This is a genomic window from Rhodobacteraceae bacterium S2214 (assembly GCA_025141675.1).
In the GTDB taxonomy this organism is placed as follows: Bacteria; Pseudomonadota; Alphaproteobacteria; order Rhodobacterales; family Rhodobacteraceae; genus Yoonia.
On sequence record CP081161.1, the window covers coordinates 2,568,014 to 2,585,218 of the forward strand.

Sequence of the window (17,205 nt, forward strand, 5' to 3'; positions counted from 1 at the left end):
TCCTTAATGTGCCGCAGCAGCGGTTTGGTCAGCAGCGCCGAACGCCGCCGTTGCAGTGTCGTATTGATCAACAAGTGCCGCAACACTTGGACCGATGATGTCGAGAACCAGCGCCGGATAGACACCCAAAAGCAGGGTCATCACGATCAGCGGTGCCATGATCCACTTTTCACGCGCGGTCATATCCGTGATTGTTTTCAAGCTTTCCTTGATGAGGTCGCCCATAACAACGCGGCGGTACAGCCACAGCGCATAGGCCGCTGACAAGATCACACCGGTCGTCGCGAGCACGGCAATCCATGTGTTCACTTGGAAGATGCCCATTAGAACAAGGAATTCGCCGATGAAGCCAGATGTGCCCGGCAGGCCAACGTTCGCCATTGTGAAGAACATGAAGATCAGCGCATAGGCGGGCATCCGGTTCACCAGACCGCCGTAAGCGTCGATTTCACGCGTGTGCATCCGGTCATAAATCACGCCAACCGCGAGGAAGAGCGCGCCTGAGATAAAGCCGTGGCTGATCATCTGGAAGATCGCGCCGTCGATACCCTGCTGGTTCACCGCAAAGATACCCATTGTCACGTAACCCATGTGGGCGACTGATGAATAGGCGATCAGTTTCTTCATGTCTTCTTGGACCAAGGCCACAAGCGACGTGTAGATGATCGCGATGGCTGACAGCCATAGAACCAGCGGGCCCATGACCTCTGACCCGATTGGGAACATTGGTAGCGAGAAACGCAAGAAGCCATAGCCGCCCATTTTCAACAGGATCGCCGCAAGTACGACGGAACCGGCTGTTGGGGCCTGAACGTGTGCGTCTGGCAACCAAGTGTGGACTGGCCACATTGGCATTTTCACCGCGAAGGATGCAAAGAACGCCAGCCACATCAGGGTTTGCATCCCACCGACGACGTGGATGCCGAGGACAGAGAACCCTTCGGAGCCGAATGTGTGTGTCATCAGCGTTGGGATGTCTGTGGTGCCCGCGTCCGTGAACATTGCCACCATCGCAACCAGCATCAGGACAGAGCCGAGGAAGGTGTAGAGGAAGAACTTAAAGGATGCGTAGATCCGGTTCGCCCCGCCCCAGATACCGATGATCAGGAACATCGGGATCAGGCCTGCTTCGAAGAAGAGGTAGAACAACACGAGGTCCAGCGCCATGAACACACCAAGCATCAGTGTTTCAAGGAACAGGAATGCGATCATGTATTCTTTGATGCGGTGTTCAACGTTCCAGCAAGACGCGATTACCAGTGGCATCAGGAATGTTGTGAGCATGACGAACAGAACCGAAATCCCGTCGACGCCCATTTTATATTGCAGACCAAGCAACCAGTCACGTTCTTCCACCATCTGGAAGTCTGTGTTGGATGGATCGAACTGACCGATGATAAACAAGGACACGATGAAGGTTGCGATGGTCGTCGCCAAAGCCACCCATTTTGCGTTCTTTTGTGCTGCCGCGTCGTTACCGCGCAGGAAAAGCGCAAGGATCGCCGCCCCGACAAGCGGGATGAATGTTGTGAGTGAAAGAAGGTTGCCCATTAGCCAGCCCCCCCAAACAAAGTCACATATGTGAGAAGCACAGTAATCCCCAGAACCATCGCGAATGCGTAAGTGAACATGTAGCCGGACTGCGCTTTATTCACGAGCCGTGTGAAGAACGGGACGATACCCATGGCCAAGCCGTTGATCCCGCCGTCGATTGTGTTGGTATCACCCTGTTTCCACAGGAAGCGGCCAATGGCTGTTGCCGGACGCACGAACACCACGTCGTAGAGTTCGTCGAAGTACCATTTGTTCAGCAGGAAGTTATACAGCGGCGCCTGTTGCTCTGCCAGTTTGGCAGGCAGGTCTGGACGACGGATGTACATTTGGAACGCGAGCGCGAAACCGGCAAGCATTGCAAAGAACGGTGACAGCTTTACCCAAACCGGAACGCTGTGCGCTTCGTGTAGGACGTGGTTGTCAGGGTGCTTAAAGATCGCGCCCTGCCCGGGTGTTGCGGGCCATGCCGTTCCGTGATCGTCACTATGGGCATCATGTGCACCAGCCGCATCTTCACCGTGCTCTGCTGCTGCAGTGCCGTCGGCCATGTGCTCTGCATGGGTCTCATCGGTATGATCAGCGTGATCGTCGGTTTCTTCGCCAGCTGCATAAGCAGGTGCAACAAGCGTGAAACCGAGGGCTGCGTGATCTTCTTCGTACTTCGTTTCAAGCACGCCGAAGAACTGGCCCACGTATTTGTCGGACTTGAAGAAGTCCTTGTAGAAATACATGCCAGAGAAGATTGCGCCGATGGCCAAGACCGCCAGAGGGATCAACATCACGTTCGGGCTTTCGTGCGCGTGTTCATGCGTATGCTTGTCACCGCGCGGTGTGCCGTAGAACGTCAGGAACATCAGGCGCCAGCTGTAGAAGCTGGTCATCAACGCAGCCACAACCAACATCCAGAACGCGTAGCCGTTACCGGCTGCATAAGCGGATTCGATGATCGCATCTTTGGATACAAAGCCCGCGAAGCCCACAGGGAAACCGATGTAAAGCAATGGGATACCGACACCGGTGATCGCCAATGTACCGATCATCATCGCCCAGAACGTCTTTGGCAGTTTGTGACGCAGACCGCCATAGTTCCGCATGTCTTGTTCGTGGTGCATCCCGTGGATCACGGAACCCGCGCCCAAGAACAGCATCGCCTTAAAGAACGCGTGTGTCAGCAGGTGGAACATCGCGACGGAATAGACGCCAACGCCGGCTGCGACGAACATGTAGCCCAGCTGGGAACATGTAGAATATGCGATGACGCGTTTGATGTCGTTCTGGACCAGACCAACAGTGGCCGCGAAGAATGCTGTCGACGCACCAAGGAAGACGATGAAGTTCTTCGCTTCAGGTGCAAATTCGTAAAGTGGTGACATCCGGCAAACGAGGAAGACACCAGCCGTCACCATTGTCGCGGCGTGGATCAATGCGGACACAGGTGTCGGGCCTTCCATCGCGTCTGGCAACCAAGTGTGCAGGAACAACTGCGCCGATTTACCCATCGCACCGATGAACAACAGGATCGCCAGCAGGTTCGCCGCGTTCCATTCCAACCCGATGAAACCAAGTGTGGTTTCAGCCAATTGCGGTGTTTGGGCGAAGATGTCGTCGAACTTGATGCTGTCGGTCATCATATAAAGACCGAAGATGCCAAGCGCGAAACCGAAGTCACCGACACGGTTGACCACAAAGGCCTTCATCGCGGCGATGTTTGCGGATGGTTTTTTGTAGTAGAAACCGATCAGCAGGTAAGACGCGACGCCCACCCCTTCCCAGCCAAAGAACATTTGGACAAGGTTGTCAGAGGTCACGAGCATCAACATTGCAAAGGTAAAGAACGACAGGTACGCGAAGAAACGCGCCTTGTAGTTTTCGCCTTCGCCGAAGTTTTCGTCGTGGGCCATGTAACCGAAGGAATACAGGTGCACCAAGGCGGACACTGTGTTGATCACGATCAACATGATCGCAGTCAGACGGTCCATGCGGATCGCCCAGTCTGTACTGAGTGTGCCGGATTCGATCCAACGCAGGATCTGGATATGCTCTGTAACGCCATCGAATGTGAAGAAGACGATCCAAGACAGGAACGCGGCGAGCATCAAAAGACCCGTTGTCAGGTACTGCGCTGCGGTTTCACCGATGATTTTCCAGCCGAAGCCCGCGATCAACGCGCCCACAAGCGGGGCAAAGAGGATGATGGTTTCCATAGGTCTAATTCACTCTATTTTCTTCGCGTTGCGTAAACTTGCGGGACGGATCTTTGTCGCCTCGCAGCTCAGGGTAAAAGAGAGCACAACCACAATCTTCTTCAGCACGGCTCTGATCTTCAGGCGTCTCGCGCCAAACATACATGCCGCTTTCTTCAGCGAAACCAATAATCTCATCAATCGTCGACGGGCGCGCTTGATCCAAAATCATGCGCTTAAGAATGGGAAGCTCGTCCCTAGCGTCGATACGATAATCTCTTTCATTCCCATTCAGAGAGGTATTCGACTGCTCAAAGCCATAAGATAGATATGTAAACCGAATTTTTTCACCTGACGTGCAATTGTTTAGCGTCAAATAGGAAGCTCCGCCCGGTCCGGCTTGGTATCCACCTTCTTGAAGAACAAATCCGGCACCGGCATCAATTGGAGCTTCATCGCGATGTGAAATGTCCAAAACCTCACATATCTCGGGGCTTTGATTTATGCCACAGCCAGCCAAAGCTGCGATAGCAACAGCTTTTGAAATAGCGCTGGGTTGAACTGAACCAAACATCCTCTACCCCTTCATCACATTGACGTCTTCGACGTCGATAGTGCCGCGGTTGCGGAAGAAACAAACAAGGATGGCGAGGCCGATGGCGGCTTCAGCAGCGGCGACCGTCAAAACGAACAGGGTAAAGACCTGACCGGTGAGATCACCAAGGTAGCTGGAAAATGCGACGAGGTTGATGTTCACCGCGAGCAGCATCAATTCGATGCTCATCAACAAAATGATGACGTTCTTACGGTTCAGGAAAAGTCCGAAAATCCCGATCACAAACAGGGCCGCAGCCACCGCGAGATAATGTTCAAGTCCGATCATGCTTTGCATCCCCTTCGGGGTGGCGATCCCCGGTTCGGCACCCGTGCGCGGGCGCGGTATTTTCCAAGACGTCATAGTCAGTTTGGGGGGGTAGGTTCAAGCCCTAGGACCGCGCAAACTGCCATTCAAGGGCCTCTATCGCGGCATTAATTCTCGATGGCGTCAAAAAAAGGGAATATCGCGCCGTAAGTTACTGAAAGGTTTATTTCTGAACCGCGTCGGAATGGACAGGTATCGCTGCAAAACAGCAGCTTTTGTGGGGATTTTCTATCAGACTTTGCCAAGGGATCCGCCGCGCCTATTTGACTGGTCCAACAGACGTAGAAAACAAAAAAGGGGCCCGAGGACCCCTTTTCTTAACCTTCAAGACCGACGTTTGGACAAACCCACATTGGGGCGCGGCACGACGTCTATCGGCGCCATCGCAGTCAAACGTTGATCGCAGCGCTTAGTTTGCGCAGGCGTATCCAGCGATTTTATCTTCAGCGGAGCCGCGGATAATTTCGACCATTTCGGGATCTGCAACAGGGTTTTCATTCAACGAATCAAGTGTCGGACCTGATGCAACAAGACCGATCCGGTACGGTTCACAGCTGACGTGATGCTGTGTGTATGTGTTCGCGCCATCAGCGTTGCGACGCGTCACCGCATCTTTTTTCACGCCGGATGCGTTGGACACTTCCAGCACAGTGTATGTCACACCTGTTTCGCCTTCGACTGTCAGGTCTTGCGCGCCTGCAGCCGTCGCACAGACTGCAATTGTGGCAGCAATAAGTACATTTTTCATCGTTATCGTCCTTGTTCAGGTTCTAGGTCTTACAATTTTTGTCGGCTTGGGAACGTCGACACAAACCCACACCATTCTACTTTACCGTTTAGTATCAACCGTATAGCGCAAACTACGCTTATGATTTAACCAAGCCAGTTGCGCAGAATAGACCCGAAATAATTGTCATAATTAAGGAAAAGCGGGCGTTGATGAAAAATCTGACCCCAAAACGCAATCGGGGCAGCCGAAGCTGCCCCGTCGTATAGTCGAAAGTGTAGTGGTCGAAGATCAGAGGGCGATTAAAGCCCCTGCCCCGGTTTCACATCTTTCAGTTCCATCGCTTTTGCTGGATCGCGGTACATCTGTTCCAAAACATTCTGGCGTTTGATGTCCACACGGTGGCGCAGTGTCAGAACAATGGCCCCGATCATCGCAACCAGCAGGATCAAACCAGCCAGTTGGAACAGCATGAAGTATTTGTCGTAGATCAGCAGACCAAGCGCTGCGGTGTTTTCAACGTCGGACACTGGTGCGGCTGCACGTAGTTCCGCCCCGTCAGAGAAGCCCCAAACGCCAAGTGCGATCATCAGCTGCATGACCAAGACCAAACCGATCAGCAAAGCGAGCGGCATGTATTTGGTCATTTCCGCCTTCAGTTCGGCGAAATCAACGTCGAGCATCATCACGACGAACAAGAACAACACCGCGACCGCGCCGACGTAGACGATGATCAGCAGCATCGCCACAAATTCGGCGCCCAGCATGACGAACAGACCCGCCGACGACAGGAAGGCGAGGATCAACCACAGGACCGAATGGACCGGATTGCGGCTGACCACGGTCAATAGCCCACCGACAAGCGCGGAGATGGCAAAGAGATAGAAAGTAAACGCGAAAACTGTCATGCGTCCTGATCCTTGTCTAAAACGTCAGTGGCCAATTCCATGGCCTTTGTCATTGCAGGCACACCACCGAACATGGCGGCTGTGGCAATCGTTTCTGCGATTTCCTGCTTTGTGGCCCCTGCTTCGACAGCGTGGCGCACGGTCAATTTGATCTGCGGTTCTGCGGTTGCCCCAGCGATGGTCAGCCCATGCAAAGTCAGCAGCAGTTTCGTTTTTGCATCCAGCCCGTCAGGCGAGATGCCTTTGCCCATGAATGCTTCCATCATGTCTTTTGGCATGGTCGGAAACATATCCTCGAAACCCTTTGGGATAAACGATTCAAGATCAGGGTTCATGGATTTGGCCATTTCCTGGCCCATCTTCATCATGGCCTCGAACGGGTTATCGGTCATGCCGCATCCTCCGCCTCAAAAACTTCAATGGCCGCGTTCATCGCGTTGATCATCGCCGGAAAGCCGCCGTACAGCGTCATCTGGTAGATGATTTCGCAGACTTCTTCGCGAGTGGCCCCGACAGCGCGGGCGCTGCGGATGTTGACCTGCAATTGCGGTTTTGTCTGGCCGCCAAGCGCGGTCAACGCTGCAATGGTGGCCAGCAAACGTGTCTTTTCGTCAACGCCGTCACGTGCGTAGAACGTGCCATAAGCCACATTCACAACCATCTTGGACAGACCAGGCACAAGCGCATCATAACGCGCCGCAAGTGCGTCTTCCATGCCGGGGTTTACGGCCTCAGAAAGGGCTTTGCCTGCTGCATAGGTGTCTGTTTGGGTCATACGATATCCCCCAAACGCGTCAGCAAATCGGCTGTGTTGCTTTGGAAGGATTCGGCATCTTCAGGAGATGCGTCTTCCCACAGTTCGGCGAGTTCGGATGTTTCCGACGCCAATACCTTTGGGATCGCAGCCGCAGCATAATCAATCAGGTCGAGGTTTTCGGCGACATCCGCGCGATGGACCAGAAGTTCGGACACCACATCGTCGTCCACCTTCGTGGATGGATTGTCGTGGCATGCCGCCACGACTTCGCCAGCGACGATGGCCGCCTGCCCTGCGTCGATTTCGATGTATGTGCCGTCCGCAAGATTTGCGATGTCGCGCAGAACAGTTTCCACAACAGCAGCGGTCCCTTCGCGGTAATCCGCGAGGAAGTCCAACGCCCCATCGTTGTCAAAGCTACCTGTGCCCCAAGCGCCCATCTTATGAAACCGGCCCAAGGATCATCGGTAAGGTGCATCCATTTCGAGATTGCGTGCGATTTCAGCTTCCCAACGGTCGCCGTTCGCTAGCAGTTTGTCTTTGTCGTAGTACAATTCTTCGCGTGTCTCTGTTGAGAATTCGAAGTTTGGACCTTCGACGATCGCATCCACTGGGCAGGCTTCTTGGCAGAAACCGCAGTAGATGCATTTTGTCATATCGATGTCGTAGCGTGTGGTCCGGCGGGATCCGTCGTCGCGCGGTTCCGCGTCGATGGTGATCGCCTGCGCAGGACAAACCGCTTCGCACAGTTTACATGCGATGCAGCGTTCTTCGCCGTTTGGATAGCGGCGCAACGCATGTTCACCACGGAAACGCGGGGACAAAGGCCCCTTTTCATGCGGGTAGTTCAACGTCGCTTTTGGCGAGAAGAAGTATTTGAACCCAAGCTTGAAGCCTTGGAAGAAATCCTGAAGCAAAAAGTACTTCGCGGCGCGGGTATAATCGATTTGGGTCATGGGCGGGTCTCCGAACCAGTCACGTCTAGTTTGCCGATTGCTTCATCAATTTGCACAAGAAACGCAGCTTTTTCGGCCCGCTGCGTTTTTTGGTCGCCGAATTGGGCGATATATTCACCGACGGTCATTTTACCGTCTTCAGCCGTTTGACCAGCCAGAATGTCGCTGCGCATCTGACGCAAGTCTTCGAGCGACATTTTGTTCAGCTGGTTTGCCATATCAGCCGCCTACTGCCCAGCGTGCCCAGAAGCCGCCAAAGACTTCGAACTTTGCCATGAAGGCGATGAACACGACCCATACCAGCGACATTGGCAAGAAGACTTTCCAGCCGATCCGCATCAGTTGGTCGTAGCGGTAGCGCGGTGTGATCGCCTTCACCATGGAGAAGAAGAAGAACACAGTCGCCATTTTCAGGATCATCCAGAACACGCCATCCGGCAGGAACGGCAGTGGGGACAGCCAGCCACCGAAGAACAGCAGCGAGATCAGCGCGCACATCAGCACGACAGCCATCAGTTCGCCGATCATGAACAGCAGGAAAGGTGTGGATGAGTATTCAACTTGGTAACCCGCAACCAATTCTGATTCCGCTTCTGGAAGGTCGAATGGTGGGCGGTTTGTTTCAGCCAAGGCGCTGATAAAGAACAGGAATACCATCGGGAAGTGCGGCAACCAGTACCAGCCGAGGATGCCGTAGCCCGTGTCTTGCGCCGCAACGATTGACCCGAAGTTCATTGAACCGGTTGAGATAATCACACCGATGATGATCAGGCCCAAAGAGACTTCGTAAGAAATCATCTGCGCGGCAGAGCGGAGCGAGCCGAGGAACGGATATTTCGAGTTTGACGCCCAACCGCCCATGATCACGCCGTAAACTTCCAGCGATGACACAGCGAAGACGAACAGGATCGCCACGTTGATGTTGGACACGACCCAACCGTCATTGAATGGGATCACCGACCAAGCGACAACTGCCAGAACGAAGGAAATCATTGGGGCAAGGAAGAAGACACCTTTGTCGGCACCCGCAGGCACGACGATTTCTTTGACGATGTATTTCAAGAAATCCGCGAAGGATTGCAGCAAACCGTAGGCACCAACCATGTTCGGCCCTTTGCGCATCTGGACAGCCGCCCAGATTTTACGGTCCGCATACATCAGGAAGGCCAAGGCGACCAACAGCGGGATCAAAACCAGTAGACACTGGCCCAACATCACAAGGACCATGCCTAGGTTTGTATTGGTGAAAAACTCAATCATTGTCGTCCCCTACACCGTTGGAATTCCGGACTGACCGCAATCTGCGACAGTCACTTCGGCGTCAATTGTTCGGCTACCCGCGGGCAGCGCTGGCGAAATCACAAAGACCGCATCGCCGGTCCATGTTGCGCCCTCTTGGGCGGCAGTCGTGCGCACGTGGCGCGTAAATCCATAGCCCCGGATCAGGGTATATTGGGCGGCAGCACAGCGGGCGTATTGATCCACGTCCGCTTGGGTCCGTGCACCGGTCATGCTGACCCGAAAGTTCACCAGATCACCGTCCAACAAACGCGTTTCAATGCCGTTATAGACAGGCGCAAAGGTATCGCGGGACACATCGGCCCCTGATCCTGTGCAACCCGCAAGGGCCAACGCGCTTATGACGGCGACAGCTTTCACTTACTCGGCGGCCATCGGTGCGTTTGCGCGGGCTTTGGCGTTGGCGGACAGTTCCGCCATCAGCTGGGATGCCCGTGCGATTGGGTTGGTCAGGTAGAAATCAGTCACAGCGTTCACGAAGTCCGCTTTGCCCGGTTTCTTAGCCGCGATTGGCTGCCAATCGTTTTCTGCAACAACGTCGATGTCACCCAGATGCGGATGCGCCGCCACGATAGCAGAGCGCAATTGCGCCATGGAATCGTATGGCAATGTCGCCTCGAGTTCCGCAGACAAAGCCCGCAGGATCGCCCAGTTTTCTTTGGCTTCACCCGGTGCATGTGATGCACGCATCGCCAGCTGAGGACGGCCTTCTGTGTTCACGAACAGACCGTTTTCTTCAGTGTAAGCTGCACCCGGCAGGATCACGTCAGCGCGGTGTGCGCCGCGGTCGCCGTGCGAGCCCTGATAGATCACGAAAGCGCCCGGTTTGATTTCAACTTCGTCCGCGCCAAGGTTATAAACAACCTCTGCCCCGTCCAATGCCGCTTCAAGACCACCTTCAGTCACGGCACCCACGTCCATCGCGCCTACGCGGCTGGCCGCTGTGTGCAGAATGAGGAATTTGGACTGTGCAGCGTCCGCCGCTTTCATTGCTTGGCTTAGCACCGCTTCGCCGTCAGCTTCTGTCAATGCGCCTTGACCGACGATCATCACACCTTTGGTGCCGTGTTTGTCGGAATGGTCCAAGCCAGCAAGATCAACCAGATCGTCACGACCAGAGCCGATTTGTTTGATGTCGAAAGTCAGATCATCATTTGAGCCGATGCGGGCAACGTTCGCGCCGCGTGACCAAGCCTGACGCAGACGCGCGTTCAGCACAGGAGCTTCCAGACGCGGGTTGGTCCCGATCAGGACCATCATTTCCGCATCGTCGATATCTTCGATCGCAGCAGTCCCCACGTAAGCGGACCGGTTGCCGATTGGCAGCTTCGCACCATCGACGCGACATTCGACGTTACCGCCCTGCCCTTCGATCAGTTGTTTCAGCGCAAATGCAGCTTCAACAGGTGCCAGATCGCCAACGAGACCTGCAACCTTTTTGCCTTTCATCGCGGATGCGACGGCGGCAAGCGCTTCGGGCCAGCTGGCTTTGCGCAGCTTACCGTTTTCGCGGATGTAAGGTGTGTCGAGACGCTGACGACGCAGACCGTCCCAAACGAAACGTGTTTTGTCGGAAATCCATTCTTCGTTCACGCCGTCATGGTTACGCGGCAAGAACCGCATCACTTCGCGGCCCTTGGTGTCCACGCGGATGTTTGACCCAAGCGCGTCCATCACGTCGATGGATTCGGTTTTGGTCAATTCCCAAGGACGGGCGGTGAAAGCGTATGGTTTGGACACAAGCGCGCCAACCGGACACAGGTCAATGATATTGCCCTGCATGTTCGAATCGAGCGTTTCGCCCAGATACGATGTAATCTCTGCATCTTCACCACGGCCAGTCTGGCCCATCTGGTGGATGCCTGCGACCTCAGTCGTGAAGCGCACACAACGGGTGCAGGAAATGCAGCGTGTCATGTGGGTTTCAACGAGCGGACCAAGATCCAGATCTTCTGTCGCGCGCTTTGGTTCGCGGAAGCGAGAGAAATCGACGCCGTAGGCCATTGCCTGATCCTGCAGATCGCATTCGCCGCCTTGGTCACAAATCGGGCAATCCAGCGGGTGGTTGATCAGGAGGAACTCCATCACGCCTTCGCGGGCCTTTTTAACCATAGGACTGTTGGTTTTCACAACAGGCGGCTGGCCTTCCGGACCGGGGCGCAGATCGCGGACCTGCATCGCGCAGGATGCGGCAGGCTTTGGCGGCCCACCGACAACTTCAACCAGACACATGCGGCAGTTGCCCGCGATGGTCAGACGTTCGTGGTAACAAAACCGCGGGATTTCCACGCCTGCTTCTTCGCAGGCCTGGATCAGGGTCATTGCCCCATCCACCTCAACTTCGGTTCCATCAATGACGACTTTTTTCAGATCAGACATATCGCGCCTTTTCGTTCCGCATGCAGCACCACACATGAAAATGCGTGACGGCTTTGGAAGGCGTTCTAGCGGATGGTCGCACCCGATACCAGACGCTAGGCCATCTTTTTGAAGCTGAAATGTGAGGTTGTTAACCCTTACCCGCGCAACAGGTAACCAATCGTGGATTCTTTTGCGATTTCAGCACGTCCAACCGTGCAATGTGACGCGGCATTTCCGGGTGTGGCCCCCATCGCGGCAAGCCGCTGACGTGCGATTGCTTCAAGACGGTCCTGTTCGCCTTTGTCTTTGCGGAACGCGTCAATCTGCGCGGACGTAAACCCGAGGCCTTTGGCGTGGTTTTGAAGCTGGTTCAGATAACCCAGACCGCGCAGGGTCCGTGCCGAAATACCATCGCAGACTTCAGAAATCTCGTAGGCGATTCCAACTGCGATCAAACCTTCGGTGACATAGCCGACATCACGGAGCGACTGCTGTGCCGTGGCTGCGTTAGTCATCAGTCCAAGGGACAGAACCCCAGCGGTGGCGATTTTTGAAAGCGTCATTGTTCGTTATTCCTTTGTGCGAGGCACATATACTGCGTTGGTGAAGACATTGGGTGACGCGCCTTGATATTCAATATCAAGAGCCGTTTGCTGGCAAGCTTCGGCCCAAATTCAAGACCTGCGTTTGCGGTCGCGCGTTGGGCTGATTCCACCCTTTGCCTTGCGTAGAAACGCAATTGTCAGGATCAATCCCATACCGCCCAACACGAATACGAAACCAAGCGCCCACTTGGGTGCTATGCCTGCTTCTGTTGCTTGATAGGTGTACCAGCTTGGCCCGCCCGTAATGATCGCTGTTGCGATTGCCGCCAAAAAGCTGAGTAATCCGTCCCACATCGTCTTCATAAAGTGTCGTCCTGTTTTGTCATATGGGACCAGCCGAATGCATGGTCGGAATCGCCATGCTGTTTCAGATGGTCCAAGCGTGCCAATGCTTCGTCGATCGTCGGGGTATGGCCCACAGGAACCCACCACATCACGAAATGCTTGTCGGCCAAGGCTTCGAACCATTCGGCTTTGCGGTCCATGAATTTCTTGTGGAGCGTCTGGTACACAAAAGTCTTGAGGCTATCGTAGTCTTCCCAAACGGTCAGGTTTGCTACAAACAACGGATCACCATCCAGCTTCACATCCGTGTTCCCCGTCCCCGGTTCGCCCGACCCTTCCATCATCCACACAAACCCCGGCATCCGTTTGCCAAGCCCGTTGATCCGGTCGAGATTGTTCATGAAATCAGCGACACGCGGATCATCTGTCGGGGCGACAAGGCGTCCAACATTGAGTTCGGCGAGGTGCATTGTTTGGGTCATGGGGCTGTTATTAGTTGATATCCTTGAACAAGCAATAAGATGAAAAAGCAGCAACAGAGAATTGCAACAAAACGCTCAATCCCGAGAGTGAGTTCGAGCAGCAAACCAATGCAGGCCTGCGCAATCGCGTAGACACCGATCAGCATGGCAACCACGCCAACAAATAGCAGCCATGACGCGGTTTCAAATACATAAACCTGCAAACACATCAGGATGCCGCCAGTCGCAAACATGCCAAATGCAATCGCCAGCTCAACCATTGCTTCGGAAATACCTTCGCGTTTTTGGTCCTTGTTCCGCGTGGGCAGTAATTTCACAGTGAAATCCCTACCCTACACGCTTTAGAAATGAGCCAACCAATGTCCCGTTGTCCATTTCACGCGCGCCGTCGCTGCAGCTGTTGGATGATGGCGATACTGCGAGCCGCAAAAGAACGCTTCCGCCAAAGTCAGCAAGCATGCCGGAGTTCAGGCCAGTCATCGCTAAAGCCGTCGGGTTGCGTGTTCCAGTTCGGTTCGCGATCCGCGAGTTTGCTTCCATTGGAATTCCCATCCGGTCTGCAAAATCAAGTAGCACCTGCGGATCATCCTGCTCGAGACGCGCCATTTCATTGGTCAGGATATTATTGCGTCGCGCGATGGCCGCCCGATCAAGTTGAAGAGGCAAGCACGCTTGAACGATATCGCGTGCGAGTTTGCTGGCGACGCTTTGGTCCAGCATAAAATCATACATCTGCTGGGCCGACGTGAACCGGATTTCGCGAGCGTCGGTTATCGGCGCATTTGCCGAACACGCCGACAAGAACCAAACTAGACTTAGCCCACGGACATGCGCCCTAGAACGCTTCGAAAACAAAGAAACCATCCACATCCACTTTGCCGTTGGGACCGTCGTTATAGCCGTAAATCTGGGTTTCGCCCGCGCCTTGAATGCGACCGACAACGATGGCGGCGTAGTTGAAACCGCCTTGGTCAAAGAATTGGTGGTGCGTGATTGTGCGGACCCGTTGCCCATTATCAAGCGTGCAGACCAGTTGCGAATTGAAGATGTTGCCGACGACTTTGAAATAGTCCCCGTTCAGGACCACGGATTTGTCGACTGCGATGCCTTCGCCGACTACGTCACATTGGCCACGATTGAATGCCGTCATGTCCATCACAAGACCAAGCTGGCCATCGGGGACTTGGGGGCGTGCCGGTGCGCAGGCTGTCGTTGCGATCAAGGCTGTTGCTGTGATGGCTTTTCTGAATGACATGGCGGTCCCTTTCGGCGTTTTGCTTAGCCTAGCAAGGACGTGTCGGATGTCCATGCACCTATGAGGCGATCAAAACCGCGCTCAGCGCAGATTTCCGCGCAATTTCGCCTGATCCGACGACACAAAGGTTGGTGTCGGTCAGGGGGGTTTCGTAACGCGCTTGCAAAGAACGGGTTGCGACGTCTTCTTCAAGATCAATGGCGCGGGTGTTGGCCGCCGCAGCAAGCCCGCGTCGTCCACCGCCAAAACGGTGGGCAATCAGGGCTTGGTTAAAACGATCATTGAAGGAAATACTTGGGCAGGCATTGGCGACTGTTTGGGCCAATGCCGTTTGCGCAAAGAACTGCGCGTCGGTCGTCGCCAGAAGTGCGGCGACGGCCGTCGGGTCCCCTTGGATCATAGGGGCAGGACGCGGGGCACAGCCCGCGACCATCACTACCAAAAGGACCGCTAGTTTCCGCATTATTCAGCCGCGATCACGCCGCGCTTGGACTTAATGCGGTCTTCGATTTCGGGACGGAAGTTCTTGATCAGACCTTGGATCGGCCAAGCTGCTGCGTCACCCAGCGCACAGATTGTGTGGCCTTCGACCTGCTTGGTCACGTCCCAAAGCATGTCGATTTCTTCCGGATCAGCTTCGCCTTTGACCAGACGCTCCATCACGCGCATCATCCATCCCGTACCTTCACGGCACGGCGTACATTGGCCGCAGCTTTCGTGCTTGTAGAACTTGGCAAGACGCCAGATCGCTTTGATCATGTCGACGGAGTTATCCATGACGATCACGGCAGCAGTCCCAAGGCCGGAGCCAAGTTCACCGCGCAGGTAATCGAAGTCCATGATCGCGTCTTTCATGTGTTCGCCGCGTACACATGGCACGGACGACCCACCCGGGATCACGGCTTGCAGGTTGTCCCAGCCGCCGCGAATGCCGCCGCAATGCTTTTCGATCAGTTCTTCGAACGTGATCGACATTTCTTCCTCAACCACACACGGGTTATTCACGTGGCCGGAAATCGCAAACAGCTTGGTGCCTGCATTGTTCGGACGGCCCATGCCAGCGAACCAGCTTCCGCCGCGACGCAGGATGGTCGGCACCACAGCAATTGATTCGACGTTATTCACAGTTGTCGGGCAACCATAAAGGCCCGCGCCCGCAGGGAATGGCGGCTTCATCCGCGGCATACCCTTTTTCCCTTCGAGGGATTCGAGAAGCGCGGTTTCTTCACCACAGATGTATGCCCCTGCCCCGTGTGACAGGAAAATGTCGAAGTCCCAGCCAGAGCCGCAAGCGTTCTTGCCAACGAGACCCGCGTCATATGCTTCGTCAATCGCGGCCTGCAGCGCTTCTTTTTCGCGGATGTATTCGCCGCGAATGTAGATGTGGCAGGTGTTTGCGTTCATCGCGAAGGATGCGATCAGGCAGCCTTCGATCAATGTGTGCGGATCATGGCGCATGATCTCGCGGTCTTTACATGTGCCCGGCTCGGATTCATCCGCGTTCACAACAAGGTATGCCGGACGACCATCCGATTCTTTTGGCATGAACGACCATTTCAGGCCAGTTGGGAAGCCCGCGCCACCGCGTCCACGCAGACCAGATGCTTTCATTTCGTCGACGATCCAATCGCGGCCCTTTTTAATGATGGCGGCAGTGCCATCCCAATGTCCACGCGCCTGCGCACCTTTCAAAGTGCGGTCATGCATACCGTAGATGTTGGTAAAAATGCGGTCCTGATCTTTGAGCATCGTTTCTCAGCCTTTGTCGGTCTGGCGGGCCCGCCAGAGTTGATAGGTGTTCCATAGCGCAAACCCGAATCCGGCGAGCGCTGCAAGGTCAAAAAGTGCGATAACCCGATTGGGCCACCCGTATTCTTTGCCCAATGCGGTGAACAACACCCACAAAACACCAGTCGCAGCCATAATCAACGCGACGCGTTGCCCTGCTTTTGCTTCTGTTGTCTTTCCTGTGGGTGTCATTCTTACACGGCGTTAGTAAACGCCGCCTTTCTCTACTTTCTTGGAAAATTCGGTATCGCCACCAGCGGCCAGAATTTTCGCTTGATCGACCCAGCCATCACGGCTGACGCGGCCTTTGAAGCCTTTGAGGTTCGCATCGACCCAAGCCACTTCTTGTGCGGACCAGCCAGCAACCTGATCAAAGTGGTATACGCCCATTTCATTGAGCATGTTTTCCATCTTTGGACCGACGCCTTTGATTTCCTTGAGGTTATCAGCGCCACCGTCACGGGCGGCTGTCAGCATCTCGGGCTTCGCGCCTTCGTTTTCGCCTTCAATCACGCCGTCGCCGTCGTAATCTTTGTCGCCGGAACCACCGGTCATTTCAGCAGAGGCTTCGGCAACTTTCGCTGGTGTGTCCAGCTTTTCATCGACAACAGGCGCTTTTTCAGCGGCAGCACCGCCACCTTCGTATTTCCATTCGCCTTTGCGTGCGGCCAGATCGTCCTGCCCTGGTAACGCAGCGGATGAAGTCACCTTGGCCGCTGCCGCAGCCGAGGCACCATCGGTTTTGACCTGCGGATCGGTCATTTCGACCGCTTTCGCTTCTTCATCTTTCATCGCAGCATCTGTCGTGATCTGCGGATCAACAGCAACGGCCGTCGTTTCATCAGCAACATCGCGTGTCGCAGCGGCAGACGCGGCGGTGCTGGCAGTTGGCGCAGTCCCTGCCCCGACACCAGCCGTACCAGCCTCGACCGGACCGGACGCAGGTTCACGCCAGCCCAACATCAAGATGATGGCGACGATAATCGCGATTACAATTGCAAGAAAAAGGGCGCCCAGAAAACTCCAGTCGAACACCACAAAGGATAGCGCACCGCCGATAAAGCCGAACAGGCCGGCGACGACGAGGATACCCATACTTATTGGCGCAGTATTATTCATAGCA

General features: G+C 54.9%; 24 protein-coding genes. All 24 read right to left on the reverse strand.

Translation table 11 applies throughout. The annotated features are described in order from the left end of the window. Positions 1–3 precede the first annotated feature (3 nt). Positions 4–1,551: an NADH-quinone oxidoreductase subunit M gene (locus K3729_12850; protein UWQ98338.1), complete on the reverse strand. Its 1,548-nt coding sequence runs from the start codon at positions 1,549–1,551 to the stop codon at positions 4–6. Then, the gene (nuoL, locus tag K3729_12855; GenBank protein UWQ98339.1) at positions 1,551–3,758 is read right to left on the reverse strand and encodes an NADH-quinone oxidoreductase subunit L; all 2,208 of its coding nucleotides are present in this window, start codon (positions 3,756–3,758) and stop codon (positions 1,551–1,553) included. Before nuoL ends, K3729_12850 begins: the two co-directional genes overlap by 1 nt. Before the next feature lie 4 nt (positions 3,759–3,762). Then, the gene (locus K3729_12860; GenBank protein UWQ98340.1) at positions 3,763–4,311 is read right to left on the reverse strand and encodes a hypothetical protein; all 549 of its coding nucleotides are present in this window, start codon (positions 4,309–4,311) and stop codon (positions 3,763–3,765) included. 3 nt (positions 4,312–4,314) lie between these two features. Further along, the gene (gene nuoK / locus K3729_12865) at positions 4,315–4,620 is read right to left on the reverse strand and encodes an NADH-quinone oxidoreductase subunit NuoK (GenBank protein ID UWQ98341.1); all 306 of its coding nucleotides are present in this window, start codon (positions 4,618–4,620) and stop codon (positions 4,315–4,317) included. Between the two features lie 448 nt (positions 4,621–5,068). Further along, positions 5,069–5,407: a hypothetical protein gene (locus K3729_12870; protein UWQ98342.1), complete on the reverse strand. Its 339-nt coding sequence runs from the start codon at positions 5,405–5,407 to the stop codon at positions 5,069–5,071. 281 nt (positions 5,408–5,688) lie between these two features. After that, a complete protein-coding gene (locus K3729_12875) occupies positions 5,689–6,294 on the reverse strand; it encodes an NADH-quinone oxidoreductase subunit J (GenBank protein UWQ98343.1) in 606 nt (201 codons plus the stop codon). After that, positions 6,291–6,686 (reverse strand): carboxymuconolactone decarboxylase family protein, encoded by a 396-nt coding sequence (locus tag K3729_12880; GenBank protein ID UWQ98344.1) that lies wholly within the window; start codon positions 6,684–6,686, stop codon positions 6,291–6,293. The genes K3729_12875 and K3729_12880 overlap by 4 nt, the downstream gene beginning before the upstream one ends. Next, positions 6,683–7,069: a carboxymuconolactone decarboxylase family protein gene (locus K3729_12885; GenBank protein ID UWQ98345.1), complete on the reverse strand. Its 387-nt coding sequence runs from the start codon at positions 7,067–7,069 to the stop codon at positions 6,683–6,685. Before K3729_12885 ends, K3729_12880 begins: the two co-directional genes overlap by 4 nt. Further along, positions 7,066–7,491: a DUF4259 domain-containing protein gene (locus K3729_12890; protein UWQ98346.1), complete on the reverse strand. Its 426-nt coding sequence runs from the start codon at positions 7,489–7,491 to the stop codon at positions 7,066–7,068. Before K3729_12890 ends, K3729_12885 begins: the two co-directional genes overlap by 4 nt. A gap of 21 nt (positions 7,492–7,512) precedes the next feature. Beyond that, positions 7,513–8,007, reverse strand: coding sequence for an NADH-quinone oxidoreductase subunit NuoI (gene nuoI, locus K3729_12895; protein UWQ98347.1), 495 nt, complete (start codon positions 8,005–8,007; stop codon positions 7,513–7,515). Continuing rightward, on the reverse strand, positions 8,004–8,225 hold the full coding sequence (locus K3729_12900) for a hypothetical protein (protein UWQ98348.1): 222 nt from the start codon (positions 8,223–8,225) through the stop codon (positions 8,004–8,006). Before K3729_12900 ends, nuoI begins: the two co-directional genes overlap by 4 nt. A gap of 1 nt (position 8,226) precedes the next feature. Then, positions 8,227–9,267, reverse strand: a complete 1,041-nt coding sequence (nuoH, locus tag K3729_12905; protein UWQ98349.1) for an NADH-quinone oxidoreductase subunit NuoH — start codon at positions 9,265–9,267, stop codon at positions 8,227–8,229. Positions 9,268–9,276: 9 nt separating this feature from the next. Next, positions 9,277–9,666, reverse strand: coding sequence for a hypothetical protein (locus tag K3729_12910; GenBank protein ID UWQ98350.1), 390 nt, complete (start codon positions 9,664–9,666; stop codon positions 9,277–9,279). Then, positions 9,667–11,685: an NADH-quinone oxidoreductase subunit NuoG gene (nuoG, locus tag K3729_12915; GenBank protein UWQ98351.1), complete on the reverse strand. Its 2,019-nt coding sequence runs from the start codon at positions 11,683–11,685 to the stop codon at positions 9,667–9,669. It lies immediately after the preceding gene. A gap of 137 nt (positions 11,686–11,822) precedes the next feature. Continuing rightward, positions 11,823–12,230, reverse strand: a complete 408-nt coding sequence (locus tag K3729_12920; protein ID UWQ98352.1) for a DUF5333 domain-containing protein — start codon at positions 12,228–12,230, stop codon at positions 11,823–11,825. A gap of 111 nt (positions 12,231–12,341) precedes the next feature. Further along, positions 12,342–12,575 carry a hypothetical protein gene (locus K3729_12925; protein ID UWQ98353.1) on the reverse strand — a complete coding sequence of 78 codons (234 nt, stop codon included), beginning with the start codon at positions 12,573–12,575 and terminating at the stop codon, positions 12,342–12,344. Further along, a complete protein-coding gene (locus tag K3729_12930) occupies positions 12,572–13,027 on the reverse strand; it encodes a DUF3291 domain-containing protein (protein ID UWR01050.1) in 456 nt (151 codons plus the stop codon). Before K3729_12930 ends, K3729_12925 begins: the two co-directional genes overlap by 4 nt. Positions 13,028–13,035: 8 nt before the next feature. Beyond that, complete coding sequence (locus K3729_12935) at positions 13,036–13,356, reverse strand: hypothetical protein (GenBank protein UWQ98354.1); 321 nt, start codon at positions 13,354–13,356, stop codon at positions 13,036–13,038. 10 nt (positions 13,357–13,366) lie between these two features. Continuing rightward, complete coding sequence (locus K3729_12940; protein UWQ98355.1) at positions 13,367–13,771, reverse strand: hypothetical protein; 405 nt, start codon at positions 13,769–13,771, stop codon at positions 13,367–13,369. A 103-nt stretch (positions 13,772–13,874) separates the two neighbouring features. Next, positions 13,875–14,294 (reverse strand): hypothetical protein, encoded by a 420-nt coding sequence (locus K3729_12945; GenBank protein ID UWQ98356.1) that lies wholly within the window; start codon positions 14,292–14,294, stop codon positions 13,875–13,877. A gap of 58 nt (positions 14,295–14,352) precedes the next feature. Further along, positions 14,353–14,757, reverse strand: a complete 405-nt coding sequence (locus K3729_12950; protein ID UWQ98357.1) for a hypothetical protein — start codon at positions 14,755–14,757, stop codon at positions 14,353–14,355. Continuing rightward, on the reverse strand, positions 14,757–16,043 hold the full coding sequence (gene nuoF, locus K3729_12955; GenBank protein UWQ98358.1) for an NADH-quinone oxidoreductase subunit NuoF: 1,287 nt from the start codon (positions 16,041–16,043) through the stop codon (positions 14,757–14,759). Before nuoF ends, K3729_12950 begins: the two co-directional genes overlap by 1 nt. A gap of 6 nt (positions 16,044–16,049) precedes the next feature. Further along, complete coding sequence (locus K3729_12960) at positions 16,050–16,274, reverse strand: DUF5337 domain-containing protein (protein ID UWQ98359.1); 225 nt, start codon at positions 16,272–16,274, stop codon at positions 16,050–16,052. Positions 16,275–16,286: 12 nt separating this feature from the next. After that, complete coding sequence (locus K3729_12965) at positions 16,287–17,201, reverse strand: hypothetical protein (protein ID UWQ98360.1); 915 nt, start codon at positions 17,199–17,201, stop codon at positions 16,287–16,289. Positions 17,202–17,205: the final 4 nt, after the last annotated feature.